General features: G+C 72.0%; 14 protein-coding genes. 7 read left to right on the forward strand and 7 right to left on the reverse strand.

Going from position 1 to position 16121, the window contains the following annotated elements:
• Nucleotides 1-16: 16 nt before the first annotated feature.
• The 6 genes from ACWCSV_RS16970 to ACWCSV_RS16995 all read right to left on the reverse strand — a co-directional run bounded on the left by ACWCSV_RS16970 (nucleotide 17) and on the right by ACWCSV_RS16995 (nucleotide 5216).
• Complete coding sequence (locus ACWCSV_RS16970) at nucleotides 17-577, reverse strand: nucleotidyltransferase domain-containing protein (protein ID WP_451142868.1); 561 nt, start codon at nucleotides 575-577, stop codon at nucleotides 17-19.
• 29 nt (nucleotides 578-606) lie between these two features.
• On the reverse strand, nucleotides 607-1287 hold the full coding sequence (locus ACWCSV_RS16975; RefSeq protein WP_451142870.1) for a maleylpyruvate isomerase N-terminal domain-containing protein: 681 nt from the start codon (nucleotides 1285-1287) through the stop codon (nucleotides 607-609).
• 75 nt (nucleotides 1288-1362) lie between these two features.
• Nucleotides 1363-1962 carry a TetR/AcrR family transcriptional regulator gene (locus ACWCSV_RS16980; protein ID WP_451142872.1) on the reverse strand — a complete coding sequence of 200 codons (600 nt, stop codon included), beginning with the start codon at nucleotides 1960-1962 and terminating at the stop codon, nucleotides 1363-1365.
• 216 nt (nucleotides 1963-2178) lie between these two features.
• Nucleotides 2179-2940 carry an SDR family NAD(P)-dependent oxidoreductase gene (locus ACWCSV_RS16985; RefSeq protein ID WP_451142874.1) on the reverse strand — a complete coding sequence of 254 codons (762 nt, stop codon included), beginning with the start codon at nucleotides 2938-2940 and terminating at the stop codon, nucleotides 2179-2181.
• Between the two features lie 183 nt (nucleotides 2941-3123).
• On the reverse strand, nucleotides 3124-3807 hold the full coding sequence (locus ACWCSV_RS16990) for a FadR/GntR family transcriptional regulator (protein WP_451142876.1): 684 nt from the start codon (nucleotides 3805-3807) through the stop codon (nucleotides 3124-3126).
• A 167-nt stretch (nucleotides 3808-3974) separates the two neighbouring features.
• Entirely contained in the window at nucleotides 3975-5216 is a 1242-nt protein-coding gene (locus ACWCSV_RS16995) for an MFS transporter (RefSeq protein ID WP_451142878.1), read from the reverse strand.
• Between the two features lie 613 nt (nucleotides 5217-5829).
• Between ACWCSV_RS16995 and ACWCSV_RS17000 the strand changes: the two genes are divergently transcribed.
• The 5 genes from ACWCSV_RS17000 to ACWCSV_RS17020 all read left to right on the forward strand — a co-directional run bounded on the left by ACWCSV_RS17000 (nucleotide 5830) and on the right by ACWCSV_RS17020 (nucleotide 12962).
• Complete coding sequence (locus ACWCSV_RS17000; protein WP_451142880.1) at nucleotides 5830-6531, forward strand: spermidine synthase; 702 nt, start codon at nucleotides 5830-5832, stop codon at nucleotides 6529-6531.
• Between the two features lie 229 nt (nucleotides 6532-6760).
• Nucleotides 6761-7498, forward strand: a complete 738-nt coding sequence (locus tag ACWCSV_RS17005; protein WP_266709036.1) for a response regulator transcription factor — start codon at nucleotides 6761-6763, stop codon at nucleotides 7496-7498.
• Nucleotides 7495-8571 carry a HAMP domain-containing sensor histidine kinase gene (locus ACWCSV_RS17010; RefSeq protein WP_451142882.1) on the forward strand — a complete coding sequence of 359 codons (1077 nt, stop codon included), beginning with the start codon at nucleotides 7495-7497 and terminating at the stop codon, nucleotides 8569-8571. The genes ACWCSV_RS17005 and ACWCSV_RS17010 overlap by 4 nt, the downstream gene beginning before the upstream one ends.
• Before the next feature lie 258 nt (nucleotides 8572-8829).
• Nucleotides 8830-12642: a multifunctional oxoglutarate decarboxylase/oxoglutarate dehydrogenase thiamine pyrophosphate-binding subunit/dihydrolipoyllysine-residue succinyltransferase subunit gene (locus ACWCSV_RS17015; protein ID WP_451142884.1), complete on the forward strand. Its 3813-nt coding sequence runs from the start codon at nucleotides 8830-8832 to the stop codon at nucleotides 12640-12642.
• Between the two features lie 137 nt (nucleotides 12643-12779).
• Complete coding sequence (locus ACWCSV_RS17020) at nucleotides 12780-12962, forward strand: DUF6104 family protein (protein WP_003961784.1); 183 nt, start codon at nucleotides 12780-12782, stop codon at nucleotides 12960-12962.
• 60 nt (nucleotides 12963-13022) lie between these two features.
• Here the strand turns inward: ACWCSV_RS17020 and ACWCSV_RS17025 are convergent, their stop codons facing one another.
• Nucleotides 13023-13868 (reverse strand): hypothetical protein, encoded by an 846-nt coding sequence (locus tag ACWCSV_RS17025; RefSeq protein WP_451142886.1) that lies wholly within the window; start codon nucleotides 13866-13868, stop codon nucleotides 13023-13025.
• 162 nt (nucleotides 13869-14030) lie between these two features.
• On the opposite strand from ACWCSV_RS17025, the gene ACWCSV_RS17030 reads away from it, so the two are divergent.
• A complete protein-coding gene (locus ACWCSV_RS17030) occupies nucleotides 14031-14888 on the forward strand; it encodes a DUF4097 family beta strand repeat-containing protein (protein ID WP_451142888.1) in 858 nt (285 codons plus the stop codon).
• Between the two features lies 1 nt (nucleotide 14889).
• Nucleotides 14890-16074 (forward strand): helix-turn-helix transcriptional regulator, encoded by a 1185-nt coding sequence (locus ACWCSV_RS17035; protein WP_451142890.1) that lies wholly within the window; start codon nucleotides 14890-14892, stop codon nucleotides 16072-16074.
• The last annotated feature ends 47 nt before the right edge of the window (nucleotides 16075-16121 follow it).

Genomic DNA, 16121 nt, shown 5'->3' on the forward strand with positions numbered 1-16121 from the left:
TCGGACTCCGGCCCGGTCAGAAGTGCGTGGCGATCCCGAAGGCGCGGCGCAGCAGGGCCATGTCGTGCAGGTCTCGCGACGTGGGTTCGTACCCCTGGTGGAAGTAGGCCTGCTGCTCCGCCGAGAGGCACGGGACGCGCGTGCCCCCGATGGTGCCCGTCACGAAACAGGCGGCGGGGTACCGGAAGGGGCGGTCCGGTTCGGGCGAGGCCTGTACGGCGGAACCGTCGGCGGCGAAGACCAGCGGGTGCAGGTCCAGCTCCGGGCCCGGCGGGGAAGACAGGCCCGGCGGGGGCGTGAGGGCTGGCGGGGGCGTGAGCGCCGGGGACGAGTGACCCGCCGGAGACGTCAGGACGAACCGTACGGGGCGCTGGTCGAGGGTCTCCGTGAAGCCGGCGCCCGCCAGCGCGGCCAGCACGGCCGGCTCCTGGTCCGAGCGGTGCATCAGGTCGAGGTCGCGGTGGTCCCGGGTCTGCTCGCCTATCAGCGCGTCGATCCCCCAGCCTCCGCCGATCCAGACGTCGGCCTCCGCCCGTCGCAGCAGGCCGAGGACGGACAGCACGTCTTCCGCCGTCATCACGGCACGCGCTCCCTTCTTTCGGCCGGTCAGATCCGGGGCCGGGGTGTGCCGTTCCAGCGCCAGGTGGTCAGCCGTGGGTGCCCGGGGAGTTCGGCGCGTCCGGTGGCCCACAGCAGAGTGGGCCAGGGGGCCGTGGACTCCGGGGCGTCCGGGAAGAGCCGGGCGAGCACCCGTGCGCAGATGCCGGCGGGTGGGTTCCAGGAAAGGCCGAGCCCCTGGGCCAGGTCGTGGGTGTGCACCAGGGTCTCCACGATCCCCATCGCGGCGAAGCCCTCGGGGTCGGACGCCCCGTAGCCGTGGTGGGCGCGGACCCGCGGGGGTTTCGTACGCACCATGGCGGCCAGCAGCGCACCGCTGGCCTCCAGCACCTGCAGGAGCCCGTCGGGACCGGCCGCGCGGTCCGCGTGGATCGCGTTCGCGGGGCCGCCGGGCCGCCGGCTCTCCCAGAGGAAGGGCACATCGCCCGTCATGGGCGGTGTGCGGGGCCCCAGTTGCGCGGCGTACGCGAAGAGGTCGTCGCTGAGGTGCTCGACGGTCTCCCAGCAGTCCCACTCCAGCGAACCCGCCTTCCCTTCCCACGCGTCCGGCGGGGCCTCGCGGAGGGCGTCCACCGCGAGCCGCACAGCACGGTCGAGGTCGTCCGCGGTGACCGGGCCGTGCGCGGCTGCGGAGGACTGGGAAGGGCCGGTCTCGGTCGATCGGGACATGACAGGACGGTACCTCTGCCCGGGGCGCGTGCCACCCCCTCCGGCAGGGCCCGTCACCCACGCGGCGGCAGTCTTTCAGGCGTGGTCCGGCACCCGCAGGTGGTCGAGGGCCAGGTCCAGGGCGGATTCCAGCGGGCCGAGGCGGCCGGTGGCGATCAGGGTGAACGCACCTCCCTGCACCGCGGCGAGGATCGACTCGCCCGCCCGCTCCGCGTCCGGCGCGGCCGACATCAGCCCCTGGCGCTGCATGTCCCGCACCCCGGAAGCCAGTTGGGCCTGCCAGCGGCCCATCAGGTCCTCGGCGACGGCGCGCACCTCGGGGTTGTCACCGGCGAGCTGGCCGGTGAGGACGTTCAGCGGGCAGTTGCGGCCCTGGCGGCGGTAGTGGTCGAGCACCGCGTCGCGCCAGGCGTCCCAGGCGGGCCAGCTGGTGAGTTCGCCGAGGTGGGGCTGCTGGTCGGCGAGGATCGCCTCGGCCTCGTGCCGGGCGACGGCGACGAGGAGGGCGGACCGGCCCTCGGGGAAGTAGTGGAAGAGCTGGCTCTTGCTGGTACCGGTCGCTGCGCGGATCTCGTCGAGGGAGACCTCGGGCCCGCGCTGCCGCATCAGCTGGGCAGCGCCGTCGACGATGCGCTGCCGCGTCGCGGCACCCTTGCTGGTCAGGCCTTGTGCCACGGGTCCGCTTCCTGGGGGTGCAGGGGGCGCCCGGCGCCGGCGCCCCGGGGGACACGCGTACCGGGTCCCCGCCTGGTCGGCCCATCGTACAACCGGGCGCACGGGCCCCTGAGGTACGCGGCCCGGGGCCGTACCGCAGTGGCCCGTGGGCCCGTGGCCCGCAGCCCGAGCAGCCCGAGCAGCCCGCCCGGCGACGCGGTGGCGGTCAGGCAGCGATCAGGTGGCGATCACCGCGGTGGAGGTCCTGCCGCCGTCCACGTCGAGGACGATGCCCTGCACGAAGGAGGAGTCGTCGCTCGCCAGGTAGACGACGGCCCGGGCGATGTCCTCGGGCCTGCCGTGCGTACCGGCCGGGGTTCCCTTCATCATCACGTCGCCGGGCATCGGCTCGCCGGAGGGCTCGTGGACCACACCGGGCGAGACCGCGTTCACCCGGACCCCGGACGGCCCGAACTCCGCGGCCCAGGCGCGGGTGAGGGTTTCGACGGCTCCCTTGGTCGAGCTGTAGAGCGCGTTGGAGGCTACACCGAGCCGGGTGATCCAGGAGCCGAGGTTCACGACCACTCCCCCGCCGGCCGCCACCATGGCCGGGGCCACGGCCGCCGTGAGGAAGAAGGGGGCCTTCACGTTCACCCCGTACACCAGGTCGAAGGTGGCCTCGTCGGTGGTGGTCGTGGTGGACGGCGGGTAGATGCCCGCGTTGTTCACCAGGATGTCGATGCGGCCGCCGAGTACCTCGGTGCTCCGTTCGGCGAGCGCCCGGGAAGCGGCGGCGGTGCCGTCCAGGTCGGCGGCGACGAAGTCGGCCCGGCCCCCGGCGGCCCTGATCCCGGCGACCACCCGCTCACCTCGCTCGCCGTCACGGCCGGAGACCACGACGTGGGCGCCTTCAGCGCCGAGAGCCAGCGCGATGGCCCGTCCGATGTTGCTGGTCGCGCCGGTGACCAGCGCCGTCCTGTTGTCGAGTCGTGCCGTCATGGCGCCGCACTCCCTCTCGGAACTCTCGGAACTCTCGGAGCCCAGGATTGGACCGTACGGTTCAAAGCTAACCTCTTATGGACCGTACAGTCCATTCCTGTGGGCAGAAAACGGCGGAGCCGGACCCGACCGGTGTACGGGCCGGACCCGACCGGTGTACGGGAAGGGGCGGCGCCCCCGTCCTCACGCGCCGCGCAGGCGTTCCAGGGCACGTCCGAGGTTGCGGCGGGTGGCCTCTTCCGCCGCCTGCGGGTCACCCGCGACGACGGCGGCGACGAGGTCCTCGTGCGCGCGGGCGTCGTCGCCGCCCGGGCCGTCGTGCACGTCGCCGTCCGCCACGGCGTCCCGGGCGGCGACCCGGAGCGCACCGAGGAAGGAGTCGTACACCTGGGCGAGGACCGGGTTGTGCGCGGCTGTGACCACCGCGCGATGCAGCCGCAGGTCGGCCTCCACCAGCTCGGCGTCCGAGCCGGCGGCGCCCCGCTCGCTCAGCAGCTCCCCGAGGACGACGACATCCTTGTCGGTGCGCCGGGTCGCGGCGAGCCGTCCCGCCTCCACCTCCAGGGCGATCCGTACCTCGTACACGTCGGCGACGGCGGCCCGGCGGAGCCCGCGCTCGAACTCCTCGACGGGTGCGGTGGAGACCACGTAGGTACCGGATCCCTGCTGGGAGCGGAGCTGTCCGGAGGCGATCAGTGCCCGGACCGCCTCCCGCCCGGTGGAGCGGCCGACGCCGAGGAGCCGGCTCAGTTCGACCTCGCCGGGCAGCCGGGCACCCACCGGCCAGTGTTCCGCCGCGAGCAGGCGGCGCAGTTCGGCGACCGCGCCTTCGACGAGCGAGGTGCGCTGCACCGGCCGTACCGCCATGACGGACGCTCCCTGGGACCGAGGTGGGAAGTGGGTCGAATTCCCGGACGAAGAACGTTCCGGACGAAGCAGGTTCCGAACGAAGCAGGTTCCGAACGCGGAATGCTCCGTACCCGAGGAACGACGGCACCGTCACCAGCCCGCCACTCCTCGGGTACTCAGACAACTTAACCCACGGCTTCGGAGCCCTCCTTCTCGCCGGCCGCCTCCGGGCCGGGCCCCGGCTCCGCAACCGCCACCGCCGCCTGAGGCGTCCGTTCCCGCAGCCGCAGTGCGGCGAGCAGGGCGACCACGAGGATCGCGAGGACCACGGCGAAGGTGACGCGCAGTCCGTGCGCGTCGGCCAGCCGCCCGAACAGCGGCGAGCCGAGTCCGCCGACCGACATGGTGAGCCCCAGTGTGACGCCGCTGGCGGTGCCGGGGCGGGTGGGCAGGTAGTCCTGGGCCAGGGTCACCTGCGAGGAGAAGGGGATGAACATGGCGAAGCCCAGTACGGCGACGCCGATCGCGCCGGCCGCCACACCGGGGGCGAACACCAGCGCGGCCATCGCGGGCACCGCGAGGGTGTAGCCGCTGCGGATCGCGGCCAGCCGCCCGTACCGGTCGGCCGCCCACCCGCCCAGCAGGGTGCCGACCGCTCCGGCCAGCGTGAAGGAGGTCAGGACGGCCGCGGCCGTCCCCCGCGAGCTGTCCAGTTCACGGATCATGAAGAGGGAGACCAGGGAGACCGTCGTCACGTAGGGGACGGACCAGCAGGCCGCGACCACGACCAGCCGGCCGAACGCGTGCCAGTCGTCCCGGGCCCCGGCACCGCCGGAACGCGCACCGGCGGCGGGGATCACCACCGTGGCCTCCTGGATGCCGCGGGCCCGCATCCAGGGCCCCTTGGCCACCCAGAGCGCGGCCATCACCAGGGCGGGTACGGCCAGCAGCCAGGTGCCCCGCAGTCCGGCGGCCCCGACCACCAGCGTGACGAACCCGGGGGCGAGCGAACCTCCCAGGGTGCCGCCGACCGAGAAGACGCTCATCGCCTTCTGGGAGTTTCCTCCCGCCGCCCGCGCCTGGTTGGTGGCGGGCGGGTGATAGGCGGCGATGCCGATCCCGGCGACGGCGGCGCAGATCCAGGTGAGGAGATAGCCGGAGAACAGTCCGGTACCGGCCACTCCCGCGGCGGCCACCAGGAATCCGGCGGGCACCAGCCAGGGACGCGGCGCCCGGTCCGCCAGCGCTCCGAAGAGCGGCTGCACCACGCTGGAGAGGCCGGTGGCGGCGAGTGAGATGCCCGACAGCGCCGAGTAGCTGTAGTGCCGTTCGGAGACCAGGAACGGCAGCAGCGCGGGCAGCGCCCCCTGGTAGAGGTCGTTGACGACGTGGGTGCCGGTCAGGAACCCCAACTGCCCCTTGCGCACACCGTCCGGTCTCCCCGCGCGTCCCGCCGCATCCGGCCGTGGCGCGCCGCCCCGCCTCTGCCGCCGCGGTTCGCCGCGGCCCGTCGTCATCGTCATCGCCGGTTCCTGCCCCTCGCCCTTGAACGTCCCGCTCGGACGTCGCACCCGAACACCTCACTCCTCAGGTCCTCTGAGGAGTTGGGGTACGGTAACAGGACACGGGCGACCGCAGCAACGGCGTCCACCGGCGCACGGCGGGGCGGACCGGCGCGGTATCGGCCACCCCCGCAGGGAGACCACCCGACACCGGGCCGGGGCGGCGGTGTCCCCATCGGAGCTCCCGTCGTTAGCGGAGGGAGTCCGCGACACGGGATCACATCCCCACCGGAGGGAGCCCGCAACACGGGACCACGCCCCCACCAGAGGGAGCCCGCGACACGGGACCACGCCCCCACGGGAGAAGGTCCACGACACAGGGCCACGCCCCGTCGGGCCTCCGCAGGACGGGGCGACGTCGACGGTGAGCACCCCATCCGCCCGCCCGCACAAACCCGTTGGCGAATCGAGCACCCGCCGCGCCAGGATGGGCGGCCTCGACCCCGTCCGCCGCCATCGGAGACCGGAGAGCAGCAGCATGTCCGCCAGCGCCACCCCCAGCCGTCACGCAGACCCGGCCCCCGTCACCCTCGACCGCCGCGACGGCCCCTTCGGCGAGGTGGTGCTGCGCGAGCGGGGCGAGCACTTCGAGATCATCGCCAACGGGTGCTTCCTCATGGACACCTCGGACGGCCGGTCCGAGCGGCTGCTGATCGACCTGGCGCTCGCGGCGCTGCCGCCTTCGCGGCCGGCGCCCTCGGTGCTCATCGGCGGGCTCGGCGTGGGGTTCTCACTGGTACGGGCGGCCGGGCAGGAACGGTGGGGGCGGATCGTCGTGGCCGAGCGGGAGCCGGCGATCGTGGAGTGGCACCTGGGCGGCCCGCTGGGCCGGATCTCCGGCGCCGCGCCGGCCGACCCCAGAACCGGGATTCTCCGTACGGACCTGGTCGAGCACCTCCGTACGACTACGGAGCGTTATGACGCACTGTGTCTGGACATCGACAACGGCCCGGAGTGGACCGTGACGGAGGACAACGGAAGCCTCTATTCCCCTTCCGGCCTCGCCGCCTGCCGGGAGCGCCTGACCACCGGAGGCGTTCTCGCCATCTGGTCCGCACAACCGTCCGAATCGTTCGAACATGCTTTGCGCGCTGCCGGATTCGAGGGGGTACGAACCGAAGAGGTGGCCGTTGCCCGAGGTGTGCCCGACGTGGTTCATCTCGCACTTCGGACCGCCTGAGCACCCCGCCGGGGTATCCGGCCGGGCGGGGATACCCGGACAAGGCACGCTTTCCCCCACCCCTGGCGGGGTATCCCTTCCAGACCGGGCACCACCCTGCGTAGCCGCAAGGCATCCGCTGCCTCTACGCTGCTGCCCGGCAGACGGACCACACAGGCAAGAAAAAACGAGCGAAGAAACCGCATCCCCCGGAGGAATGATCTCCGCGGGAGCGGGCAGGGGCGGGGCGATGGAACAGACACACACCAACCACAACGGCGTCGCGGCCACCCCCGGAGCGCAGCGCCGGGTGCTGGTGGTCGAAGACGACGCCACGATCATCGATGCCATCGCCGCGCGTCTGCGGGCGGAGGGCTTCCTGGTGCAGACCGCACTGGACGGCCCCGCCGCCGTGGACGCGGCCGAGGCCTGGCAGCCCGATCTCATGGTGCTCGACATCATGCTCCCGGGCTTCGACGGCCTGGAGGTCTGCCGCCGGGTGCAGGCGCAGCGCCCGGTACCGGTGCTGATGCTGACCGCGCGGGACGACGAGACCGACATGCTGGTCGGGCTCGGGGTCGGCGCGGACGACTACATGACCAAGCCGTTCTCCATGCGCGAGCTGGCCGCCCGGGTGCACGTGCTGCTGCGCCGGGTCGAGCGGGCCGCGCTGGCCGCCGTGACCCCGCGCAGCGGCATCCTGCGGCTGGGCGAACTGGAGATCGACCACGCGCAGCGCAGGGTCCGGGTACGCGCCGACGACGTCCACCTGACGCCGACCGAGTTCGACCTGCTGGTCTGCCTGGCGAACACCCCGCGTGCGGTGCTCTCCCGCGAGCAGCTGCTCGCCGAGGTCTGGGACTGGGCGGACGCCTCGGGCACCCGCACGGTCGACAGCCACATCAAGGCGCTCCGCCGGAAGATCGGCGCCGAGCGCATCCGCACGGTCCACGGTGTCGGTTACGCGTTGGAGACCCCGGCAGCATGACCCGCTCCGGGCCCGGTCTGCGCCCGTTCTCGATCAAGGCCAAGCTGGGGACGCTCGTCGTGGTCTCCGTGTTCATCACCACGGGGCTGCTCGTGGTGGCGCTGCGGACCCGGACCGAGTTCCAGTTCATCACCGTCTTCTCGGTGATCGCCACGCTGCTGATAACCCAGTTCGTCGCGCACGGCCTGACCGCTCCCCTGGACGAGATGCGGGCGGTGGCCCGGTCGATCTCGCACGGCGACTACACCTGCCGGGTCAGCGGGGCCGGGCGCCGTGACGAGCTGGGCGACCTCGCGCAGACGATCAACCGCATGGCGGACGATCTGGAGGCGGTCGACCGGCACCGCAAGACGTTGGTCGCCAATGTGTCGCACGAGCTGCGGACCCCCATCGCGGCGTTGCGCGCCGTGCTGGAGAACGTGGTGGACGGGGTGTCGGCGGCCGACCCGGAGACCATGCGGACCGCGCTCCAGCAGACGGAGCGGCTCGGCCGGCTGGTGGAGACGCTGCTCGACCTGTCGCGGCTGGACAACGGTGTCGTGCCCCTCAAGGCCGGCCGTTTCGAGGTGTGGCCCTATCTCGCCGGGGTACTGAAGGAGGCGAACCTCGCGGCCTCGCGCCGGCGGCTCTCCTCGGGCTCCGGCAACCACTCCCGTACGGACGTCCATCTGCACCTCGACGTGTCCCCCGCGGACATGACGGCGTACGCGGACACCGAGCGGCTGCACCAGGTCGTGGCGAATCTCATCGACAACGCCGTGAAACACAGTCCGCCGCACGGCCGGGTGACGGTGCTGGCGCGACCGAGCGCGCAACCAGAGTCCCTGGAACTCGAAGTGATCGACGAGGGGCCCGGTATCCCTGAGGCCGAGCGCCATCGCGTCTTCGAGCGGTTCAACCGGGGCCAGAACCCGTCCCCGCACGGTCCCGGCAGCGACGGGGGCACGGGGCTCGGACTGGCCATCGCCCACTGGGCGGTGGATCTGCACGGTGGCCGCATCAGAGTGGCTGAATCCACACATGGATGCCGGATTCAGATCACCCTTCCGGGGATGTCACCGGCCCGCAGTTGACATATGGTTCGAACGAAAGGGACGTGATCTTGGTCCCTCGTCACCAGGGGTACGGCCCGCGGGGCCCCAGCCGTGTCCCCGACTACCCGAAGCGCAGCGGAACCCCGCTTGTTTCCCGCCATTCCGAGCTCCGAAACCCGCCTTCAGATGTGATGTGCACGACGATGAGCGGCCCGGTCTGCAAGGAACGGCGCGGGAGGCGTAGCCTTGATTCCCGCTGTCCATCACCTTGTGAAGCGGAAGAGGGCGGTTGCCGCCGTGTCGTCTCAGTCCCCCAGTAACTCGACCATCTCGACCGACCAAGCAGGCCCGGGAATCAACCCGGCCGCTGCTTTCGGTGCCAATGAATGGCTCGTCGACGAGATCTACCAGCAGTACCTCCAGGATCCGAACTCCGTCGACCGTGCCTGGTGGGACTTCTTCGCCGACTACAAGCCGGGTTCCGGCGCGGCGGACAAGCCCGGAGCCGCAGCCCCGGCGGCCCCTGCCGCCCCGGTGACGCCGGCCGCCGCGCCCGCCGCCGAGAAGGCCGCGCCCGCGCAGGCCGCCCCGGCAGCCCCCGCGAAGCCCGCCGCCGCAGCTCCGGCCGCACCCGTCGCGCCCGCCGCCCCGGTGGCCCCCGCGGCGCCGGCCGCGCCCCCCGCTCCGAAGGCGCCGGCCGCGAAGGCGCCTGCCAAGGCCGCCCCGGCGACCGAGGCCGCCGGCGGACCCGAGTACGTGACGCTGCGCGGCCCCTCGGCCGCCGTCGCGAAGAACATGAACGCCTCGCTGGAACTGCCGACGGCCACCTCCGTCCGCGCCGTGCCGGTGAAGCTGCTCTTCGACAACCGCATCGTCATCAACAACCACCTCAAGCGCGCCCGCGGCGGGAAGATCTCCTTCACGCACCTCATCGGGTACGCGATGGTGCAGGCCCTCAAGGCCATGCCGTCGATGAACTACTCCTTCACGGAGAAGGACGGCAAGCCGACCCTGGTCAAGCCGGAGCACGTCAACCTCGGTCTGGCCATCGACCTGGTCAAGCCGAACGGCGACCGGCAGCTCGTGGTCGCGGCCATCAAGAAGGCCGAGACGCTCAACTTCTTCGAGTTCTGGCAGGCGTACGAGGACATCGTCCGCCGCGCCCGCATCGGCAAGCTGGGCATGGACGACTTCACCGGGGTCACCGCCTCGCTGACCAACCCCGGCGGCATCGGCACCGTCCACTCGGTGCCCCGCCTGATGCCCGGTCAGGGCCTCATCATGGGCGTCGGCGCGATGGACTACCCGGCGGAGTTCCAGGGCACCTCGCAGGACACCCTGAACAAACTCGGTATCTCGAAGGTCATGACGCTGACCTCGACCTACGACCACCGGGTCATCCAGGGTGCCGCCTCCGGCGAGTTCCTGCGGGTCCTCTCGCAGCTGCTGCTCGGCGAGAACGGCTTCTACGACGAGATCTTCGAGGCGCTGCGCATCCCCTACGAGCCGGTCCGCTGGCTCAAGGACATCGACGCCTCGCACGACGACGACGTCACCAAGGCCGCGCGGGTCTTCGAGCTGATCCACTCCTACCGGGTCCGCGGCCACGTCATGGCCGACACCGACCCGCTGGAGTACCGCCAGCGCAAGCACCCCGACCTGGACATCACCGAGCACGGCCTCACCCTGTGGGACCTGGAGCGCGACTTCGCGGTCGGCGGTTTCGCCGGCAAGTCGATGATGAAGCTCCGCGACATCCTCGGTGTGCTCCGTGAGTCGTACTGCCGCACCACCGGCATCGAGTTCATGCACATCCAGGACCCGAAGCAGCGCAAGTGGCTCCAGGACCGGGTCGAGCGTCCGCGCTCGCAGCCCGAGCGCGAGGAGCAGCTGCGCATCCTCCGCCGCCTCAACGCGGCCGAGGCCTTCGAGACGTTCCTGCAGACGAAGTACGTCGGCCAGAAGCGGTTCTCCCTGGAGGGCGGCGAGTCCGTCATCCCGCTGCTCGACGCCGTCATCGACTCCGCCGCCGAGGCCCGCCTGGACGAGGTCGTCATCGGCATGGCCCACCGCGGCCGCCTGAACGTCCTGGCGAACATCGTCGGCAAGTCGTACGCGCAGATCTTCCGCGAGTTCGAGGGCAACCTCGACCCGCGTTCGATGCACGGCTCCGGCGACGTGAAGTACCACCTGGGCGCCGAGGGCACCTTCACCGGTCTGGACGGTGAGCAGATCAAGGTCTCGCTCGCCGCGAACCCCTCGCACCTGGAGGCGGTCGACCCGGTCCTGGAGGGCATCGCCCGCGCCAAGCAGGACATCATCAACAAGGGCGGCACGGACTTCACGGTCCTGCCCGTCGCCCTGCACGGTGACGCGGCCTTCGCCGGCCAGGGTGTCGTCGCCGAGACGCTCAACATGTCGCAGCTGCGCGGCTACCGCACCGGTGGCACCGTGCACGTGGTGATCAACAACCAGGTCGGCTTCACCGCCGCCCCGGAGTCCTCGCGCTCCTCGATGTACGCCACCGACGTGGCGCGCATGATCGAGGCGCCGATCATCCACGTCAACGGTGACGACCCGGAGGCCGTGGTCCGCGTCGCGCGCCTCGCCTTCGAGTTCCGTCAGGCGTTCAACAAGGACGTCGTGATCGACCTCATCTGCTACCGCCGCCGCGGTCACAACGAGGGCGACAACCCTGAGTTCACCAACCCGCAGATGTACACCCTGATCGACAAGAAGCGCTCGGTGCGCAAGCTCTACACCGAGTCGCTCATCGGTCGCGGCGACATCACGCTGGAAGAGGCGGAGCAGGCGCTCCAGGACTTCCAGGGCCAGCTGGAGAAGGTCTTCGCGGAGGTCCGCGAGGCCACTTCGCAGTCGGCTGCCCCGCACGTCCGCGAGCCGCAGGCGGCCTTCCCGGTCACCGTGGACACCTCGGTCTCCTCCGAGGTCGTCAAGCGGATCGCCGAGTCCCAGGTCAACATCCCCGAGCACATCACGGTGCACCCGCGCCTGATGCCGCAGATGCAGCGCCGTGCCGCCTCGGTGGAGAACGGCACCATCGACTGGGGCATGGGCGAGACCCTCGCCATCGGTTCGCTGCTGATGGAGGGCACCCCGGTCCGGCTCGCCGGCCAGGACACCCGCCGCGGCACGTTCGGCCAGCGCCACGCGGTGCTGGTCGACCAGGTGACCGGCGAGGACTACACCCCGCTGCTCTACCTGACCGAGGACCAGGCCCGTTACAACGTCTACGACTCGCTGCTCAGCGAGTACGCGGCGATGGGCTTCGAGTACGGCTACTCGCTGGCCCGTCCGGAGTCGCTGGTCGTGTGGGAGGCGCAGTTCGGTGACTTCGTCAACGGCGCGCAGACCGTCGTGGACGAGTTCATCTCCTCGGCCGAGCAGAAGTGGGGCCAGACGTCCGGCGTCACCCTGCTGCTGCCGCACGGTTACGAGGGCCAGGGCCCGGACCACTCGTCCGCCCGCCCGGAGCGCTTCCTCCAGATGTGCGGCCAGGACAACATGACGGTCGCCATGCCGACCCTGCCGTCGAACTACTTCCACCTCCTGCGGTGGCAGGTGCACAACCCGCACCACAAGCCGCTGATCGTCTTCACCCCGAAGTCGATGCTCCGCCTCAAGGCGGCGTCCTCGAAGGCGGAGGAGTTCACCACCGGCGGCTTCCGCCCGGTGATCGGCGACGCGTCGGTGACGCCCGAGAACGTCCGCAAGGTCGTCTTCTGCGCCGGCAAGCTGTACTACGACCTGGACGCCGAGCGTCAGAAGCGGGGCGACACGGAGACCGCGATCATCCGCCTCGAGCGCCTGTACCCGCTGCCGGGTGCGGAGCTCCAGGCCGAGATCGCCAAGTACCCGAACGCCGAGAAGTACCTCTGGGCGCAGGAGGAGCCGGCGAACCAGGGTGCGTGGCCGTTCATCGCGCTCAACCTGATCGACCACCTGGACCTGGCCGTCGGCGCCGACGTCCCGCACAACGAGCGTCTGCGCCGCATCTCGCGGTCGCACAGCTCGTCGCCGGCCGTCGGTTCGGCCAAGCGCCACCAGGCGGAGCAGGCTCAGCTGGTCGCCGAGGTCTTCGAGGCCTGACCGGCAGCGGTACCCGCACGACGACAGGGACCGGCCCCCACCGTGATCATCACGGTGGGGGCCGGTCCCTGTTCGTGGCGGACCGTGAGCGCCCTACCCTGAGAGGGCAGAACATCCGCAGGCATCAGGAGCACGTTGTGTATTTCACCGACCGTGGCATCGAGGAACTGGAGAAGCGGCGCGGCGAGGAGGAGGTCACCTTCGAGTGGCTGGCCGAGCAGCTGCGTACCTTCGTCGACCTCAACCCCGATTTCGAGGTGCCGGTGGAGCGGCTGGCGACCTGGCTGGCGCGTCTGGACGACGAGGACGAGGACGAGTAGTCACCCGGGGCCGCCGGGTCTCCTTCACCGGTGACGCTCTCCTCACCGGTGCGGTTCTCCTCACCGGTAGGGCAGCGTCTCGCGTACGAACGTCCCCGCCCTGACCTCGTTGTACGTGAGCCCCAGCACCCCTTGCGCGAGCAGCAGGGTGCCGGCCGCCGTCCATCCGCCGCTGCGGCGGTACGCCCCCCAGAGGGCCAGCGGGGCGCCGACGGCCACCTGTGCGGTGGCCACCGCCCGCGCCCGGGGGCCGAGCATCCAGGGGCCGAGGCCGCTGCTCTCCACCGCGTCGAGTTCGACGCGTACGGCGTCGCGCCATCCCGTCCACTCGACCCGCCCGGTCTCCGGCAGCGCCTCGGCCGCCTGCCGCAGGGCTTCGGCGCTCCGGCCCGGCTCCAGTCCCGGCCGGAGCTCCACCCCGGTGCGGGTGAGGAGGCCGAGCAGCCTCCGCAGCCGCGCGCACCCGTCGGCGTGCGGGTCGGGGCGGGTCAGGGTCTGCAGCGCCTGTACGTCGAGTACCGGGTCGAGATCCAGCCGCGCCGCGAAGGTGGCCATCGCCTCGTCCTCGCCGGCCGGGGTGCCGTCCGCCAGCCAGACGTACCCCACCGGGCGCCGGAAGCCGGACGCGAGCGTGCAGCCCGCCCGGGTGTCGTCCCACCAGAGTGCGACGACCGGCCAGGTGGAGGCGACCGCGAGGGCCGCCGCCCAGCCCGCCAGTACCCGGTCTACGGGCTCGGCGGGTTCGGCGGGCGTGTCCCGCCAGGCCCGCCCCTCCGGCACCAGCACGCTCCACTCCGTACCGGCGGGGGTGAGGAGCATCCGTTCGCGCAGGAGGTGGGCCAGGGGGCGCACGGTCTCGGGGTCGGCCCGGCACAGCAGCAGCGCGCCCACGGGTGTCGCGTTCATGCCTCACACGCTAGGGCAATTCATCCACTCATGACCCTTTTTGACCGTGGGACCGGCATGGGGCCGGACCGCTCGCCCTTGACTCCATCCATCCGCGATATATCGTGTTGAACGAGAGACGCGATATGTTGCGTCGCGCCATGCGCTCTGGAGGTCACACCCATGCCTGTGTCGACGTGGACCGTCGCCGAGCCACTGAAACTCGCCTTCGCCGAGCAGGTGACCGCACTCAAGGTGCGGATCGTCAACGGCACCGTCAACGTGGTCGGCTCCGACGAGCCGGAAGCCCGGCTGGAGGTCTCCGCCATCGACGGCCCGCCGCTGATCGTCACGCTCGAGGACGGCGTCCTGACCGTGACCTACGAGGACCTCGCCTGGAAGAGCTTCCTCAAGTGGTTCGACCGCAGCGAACGCTCCCGCAGCGCGGCGGTCACCCTCGCGGTCCCCGCCTCCGCGTCGGTGGAGGTCGGCGTCGTCGGCGCCGGGGCGTTCGTCTCGGGCATCCGGGGCCGTACGGACGTACGCGGCGTCACCGGCGACACCACCCTCGTCGGGCTCACCGGGGAGGTGCGCGGCGAGACGGTCTCCGGCGGCCTGGAGGCGCAGTCCGTCACGGGCGACCTGCGGTTCACGTCGGTCTCCGGCGACCTGACCGTGGTGGAGGGCGCCGGCACCTCGGTGCGCGCCGAGTCCGTCAGCGGCGACATGGTGCTGGACGTCGACGCCACCGGAGCGCCGGCCGACATCCGGCTGACCACCGTCTCCGGTGAGATCGCGATCCGGCTGCCCCACCCGGCGGACGCCCGGGTCGAGGCGAACACCGCGAGCGGCGCCGTCTCCAACGCCTTCGAGGACCTGCGGGTCAGTGGCCAGTGGGGTGCGAAGAAGATCACCGGCACGCTGGGTGCCGGCACCGGCAAGCTGAGGGCGACGACGGTGTCCGGCTCGATCGCGCTGCTGCGCCGCCCGCCGTCCGAGGACGAACCGTACGTTGCCGAGCCGACCGGAAAGGCGCTCTGACATGCCCCCCGTTTTCGCCCACGGCCGTCTCCGGCTCTACCTGCTGAAACTGCTCGACGAGGCCCCGCGCCACGGTTACGAGGTGATCCGGCTGCTGGAGGAGCGCTTCCAGGGCCTGTACGCCCCGTCCGCCGGCACGGTCTACCCCCGGCTGGCCAAGCTGGAGGCGGAAGGGCTCGTCACCCACGCCACGGAGGGCGGCCGGAAGGTCTACTCGATCACCGACGCGGGCCGCGCCGAACTCGCCGGGCGCACCGGTGAACTCGCCGATCTGGAGCTGGAGATCCGCGAGTCGGTCTCCGAGCTGGCCGCCGAGATCCGCGACGACGTCCGGGGCGCGGCCGGCCGGCTGCGCAGCGACATGCGCGCCGCCGCCTCCGCCTCCCGCCACCGCCCCGGCTCGGGCTCGGGTTCCGGCCCGGGTTCCGGCCCGGGTGAACCCGGCGGCGGCAAGGGCGAGTGGGAGTCCTTCATCGGCGACCTGGGCGACCTCGGCCGGCTGGGGAACCTCGGCGACCTGACGGAGAAGGACGCCTGGCGCAAGGCCAAGGAGGAGCTGCGCCAGGCCAAGCAGGAGTGGAAGGAGCAGGCCCGCCGGGCCAAGGACGAGTCGCGGCGCGCCCGCGAGGAGGCCCAGCAGGCCCGCCGGCAGGCGAAGGAGGCCGACGAGCGGGCCCGCGAGCAGATGCGGAACGCCGCCCGCCAGGTGCAGGAGCACTTCGCGCGGGGCGACTGGCCCGCCGGGGTGCGCGACGGCCTGGCCGAGCTCACCGGCCACCTCGCCGGTCTCGCCAGGAGCGGCACCTGGCCGCCGGCCGAGAGCCCCGAACACGCCCGCACGGAGAGCCCGGGGGCCCGGCCGTCGGACCGGGAGCCCTCGCGTACGGACGGGACCGCTGCGGGCTCCTCGGCCGCCCCGGCCGCTTCCCGTACGGAGGAGCCGGACCCCGCGCCCGACTGGGCCGTGGACGTGCCGGTCACCGGCGATCCGGCCCGGGACCTGGACCGGCTGCTGGACCGTTTCCGCGACGACATCCGCGACGCAGCCCGCGACCGGGGCGTCACGGCCGACCAGGTGGCCGAGGCCCGCGCCCACCTGTCGACGGCGGTCTCCCGCGTCGACGCGCTGCTGCGCAGGGGCGACCGGCCGGGCGAGGACGGCCCCAAGGACCTGCGGAGGGCCTGAGGGTCCGTCACACGCGGTGAGGCTGCCACTCCGGTGCCGGGGTGGCG

It is taken from the genome of Streptomyces sp. NPDC001770 (assembly GCF_053596135.1).

Coding starts and splice junctions, on each gene's coding strand:
- ACWCSV_RS16970 (WP_451142868.1), bottom strand. CDS start 577: ATGACGGCGGAAGACGTGCTGTCCGTCCTCGGCCTGCTGCGACGGGCG.
- ACWCSV_RS16975 (WP_451142870.1), bottom strand. CDS start 1,287: ATGTCCCGATCGACCGAGACCGGCCCTTCCCAGTCCTCCGCAGCCGCG.
- ACWCSV_RS16985 (WP_451142874.1), bottom strand. CDS start 2,940: ATGACGGCACGACTCGACAACAGGACGGCGCTGGTCACCGGCGCGACC.
- ACWCSV_RS16990 (WP_451142876.1), bottom strand. CDS start 3,807: ATGGCGGTACGGCCGGTGCAGCGCACCTCGCTCGTCGAAGGCGCGGTC.
- ACWCSV_RS17000 (WP_451142880.1), top strand. CDS start 5,830: ATGTCCGCCAGCGCCACCCCCAGCCGTCACGCAGACCCGGCCCCCGTC.
- ACWCSV_RS17005 (WP_266709036.1), top strand. CDS start 6,761: ATGGAACAGACACACACCAACCACAACGGCGTCGCGGCCACCCCCGGA.
- ACWCSV_RS17010 (WP_451142882.1), top strand. CDS start 7,495: ATGACCCGCTCCGGGCCCGGTCTGCGCCCGTTCTCGATCAAGGCCAAG.
- ACWCSV_RS17025 (WP_451142886.1), bottom strand. CDS start 13,868: ATGAACGCGACACCCGTGGGCGCGCTGCTGCTGTGCCGGGCCGACCCC.
- ACWCSV_RS17030 (WP_451142888.1), top strand. CDS start 14,031: ATGCCTGTGTCGACGTGGACCGTCGCCGAGCCACTGAAACTCGCCTTC.
- ACWCSV_RS17035 (WP_451142890.1), top strand. CDS start 14,890: ATGCCCCCCGTTTTCGCCCACGGCCGTCTCCGGCTCTACCTGCTGAAA.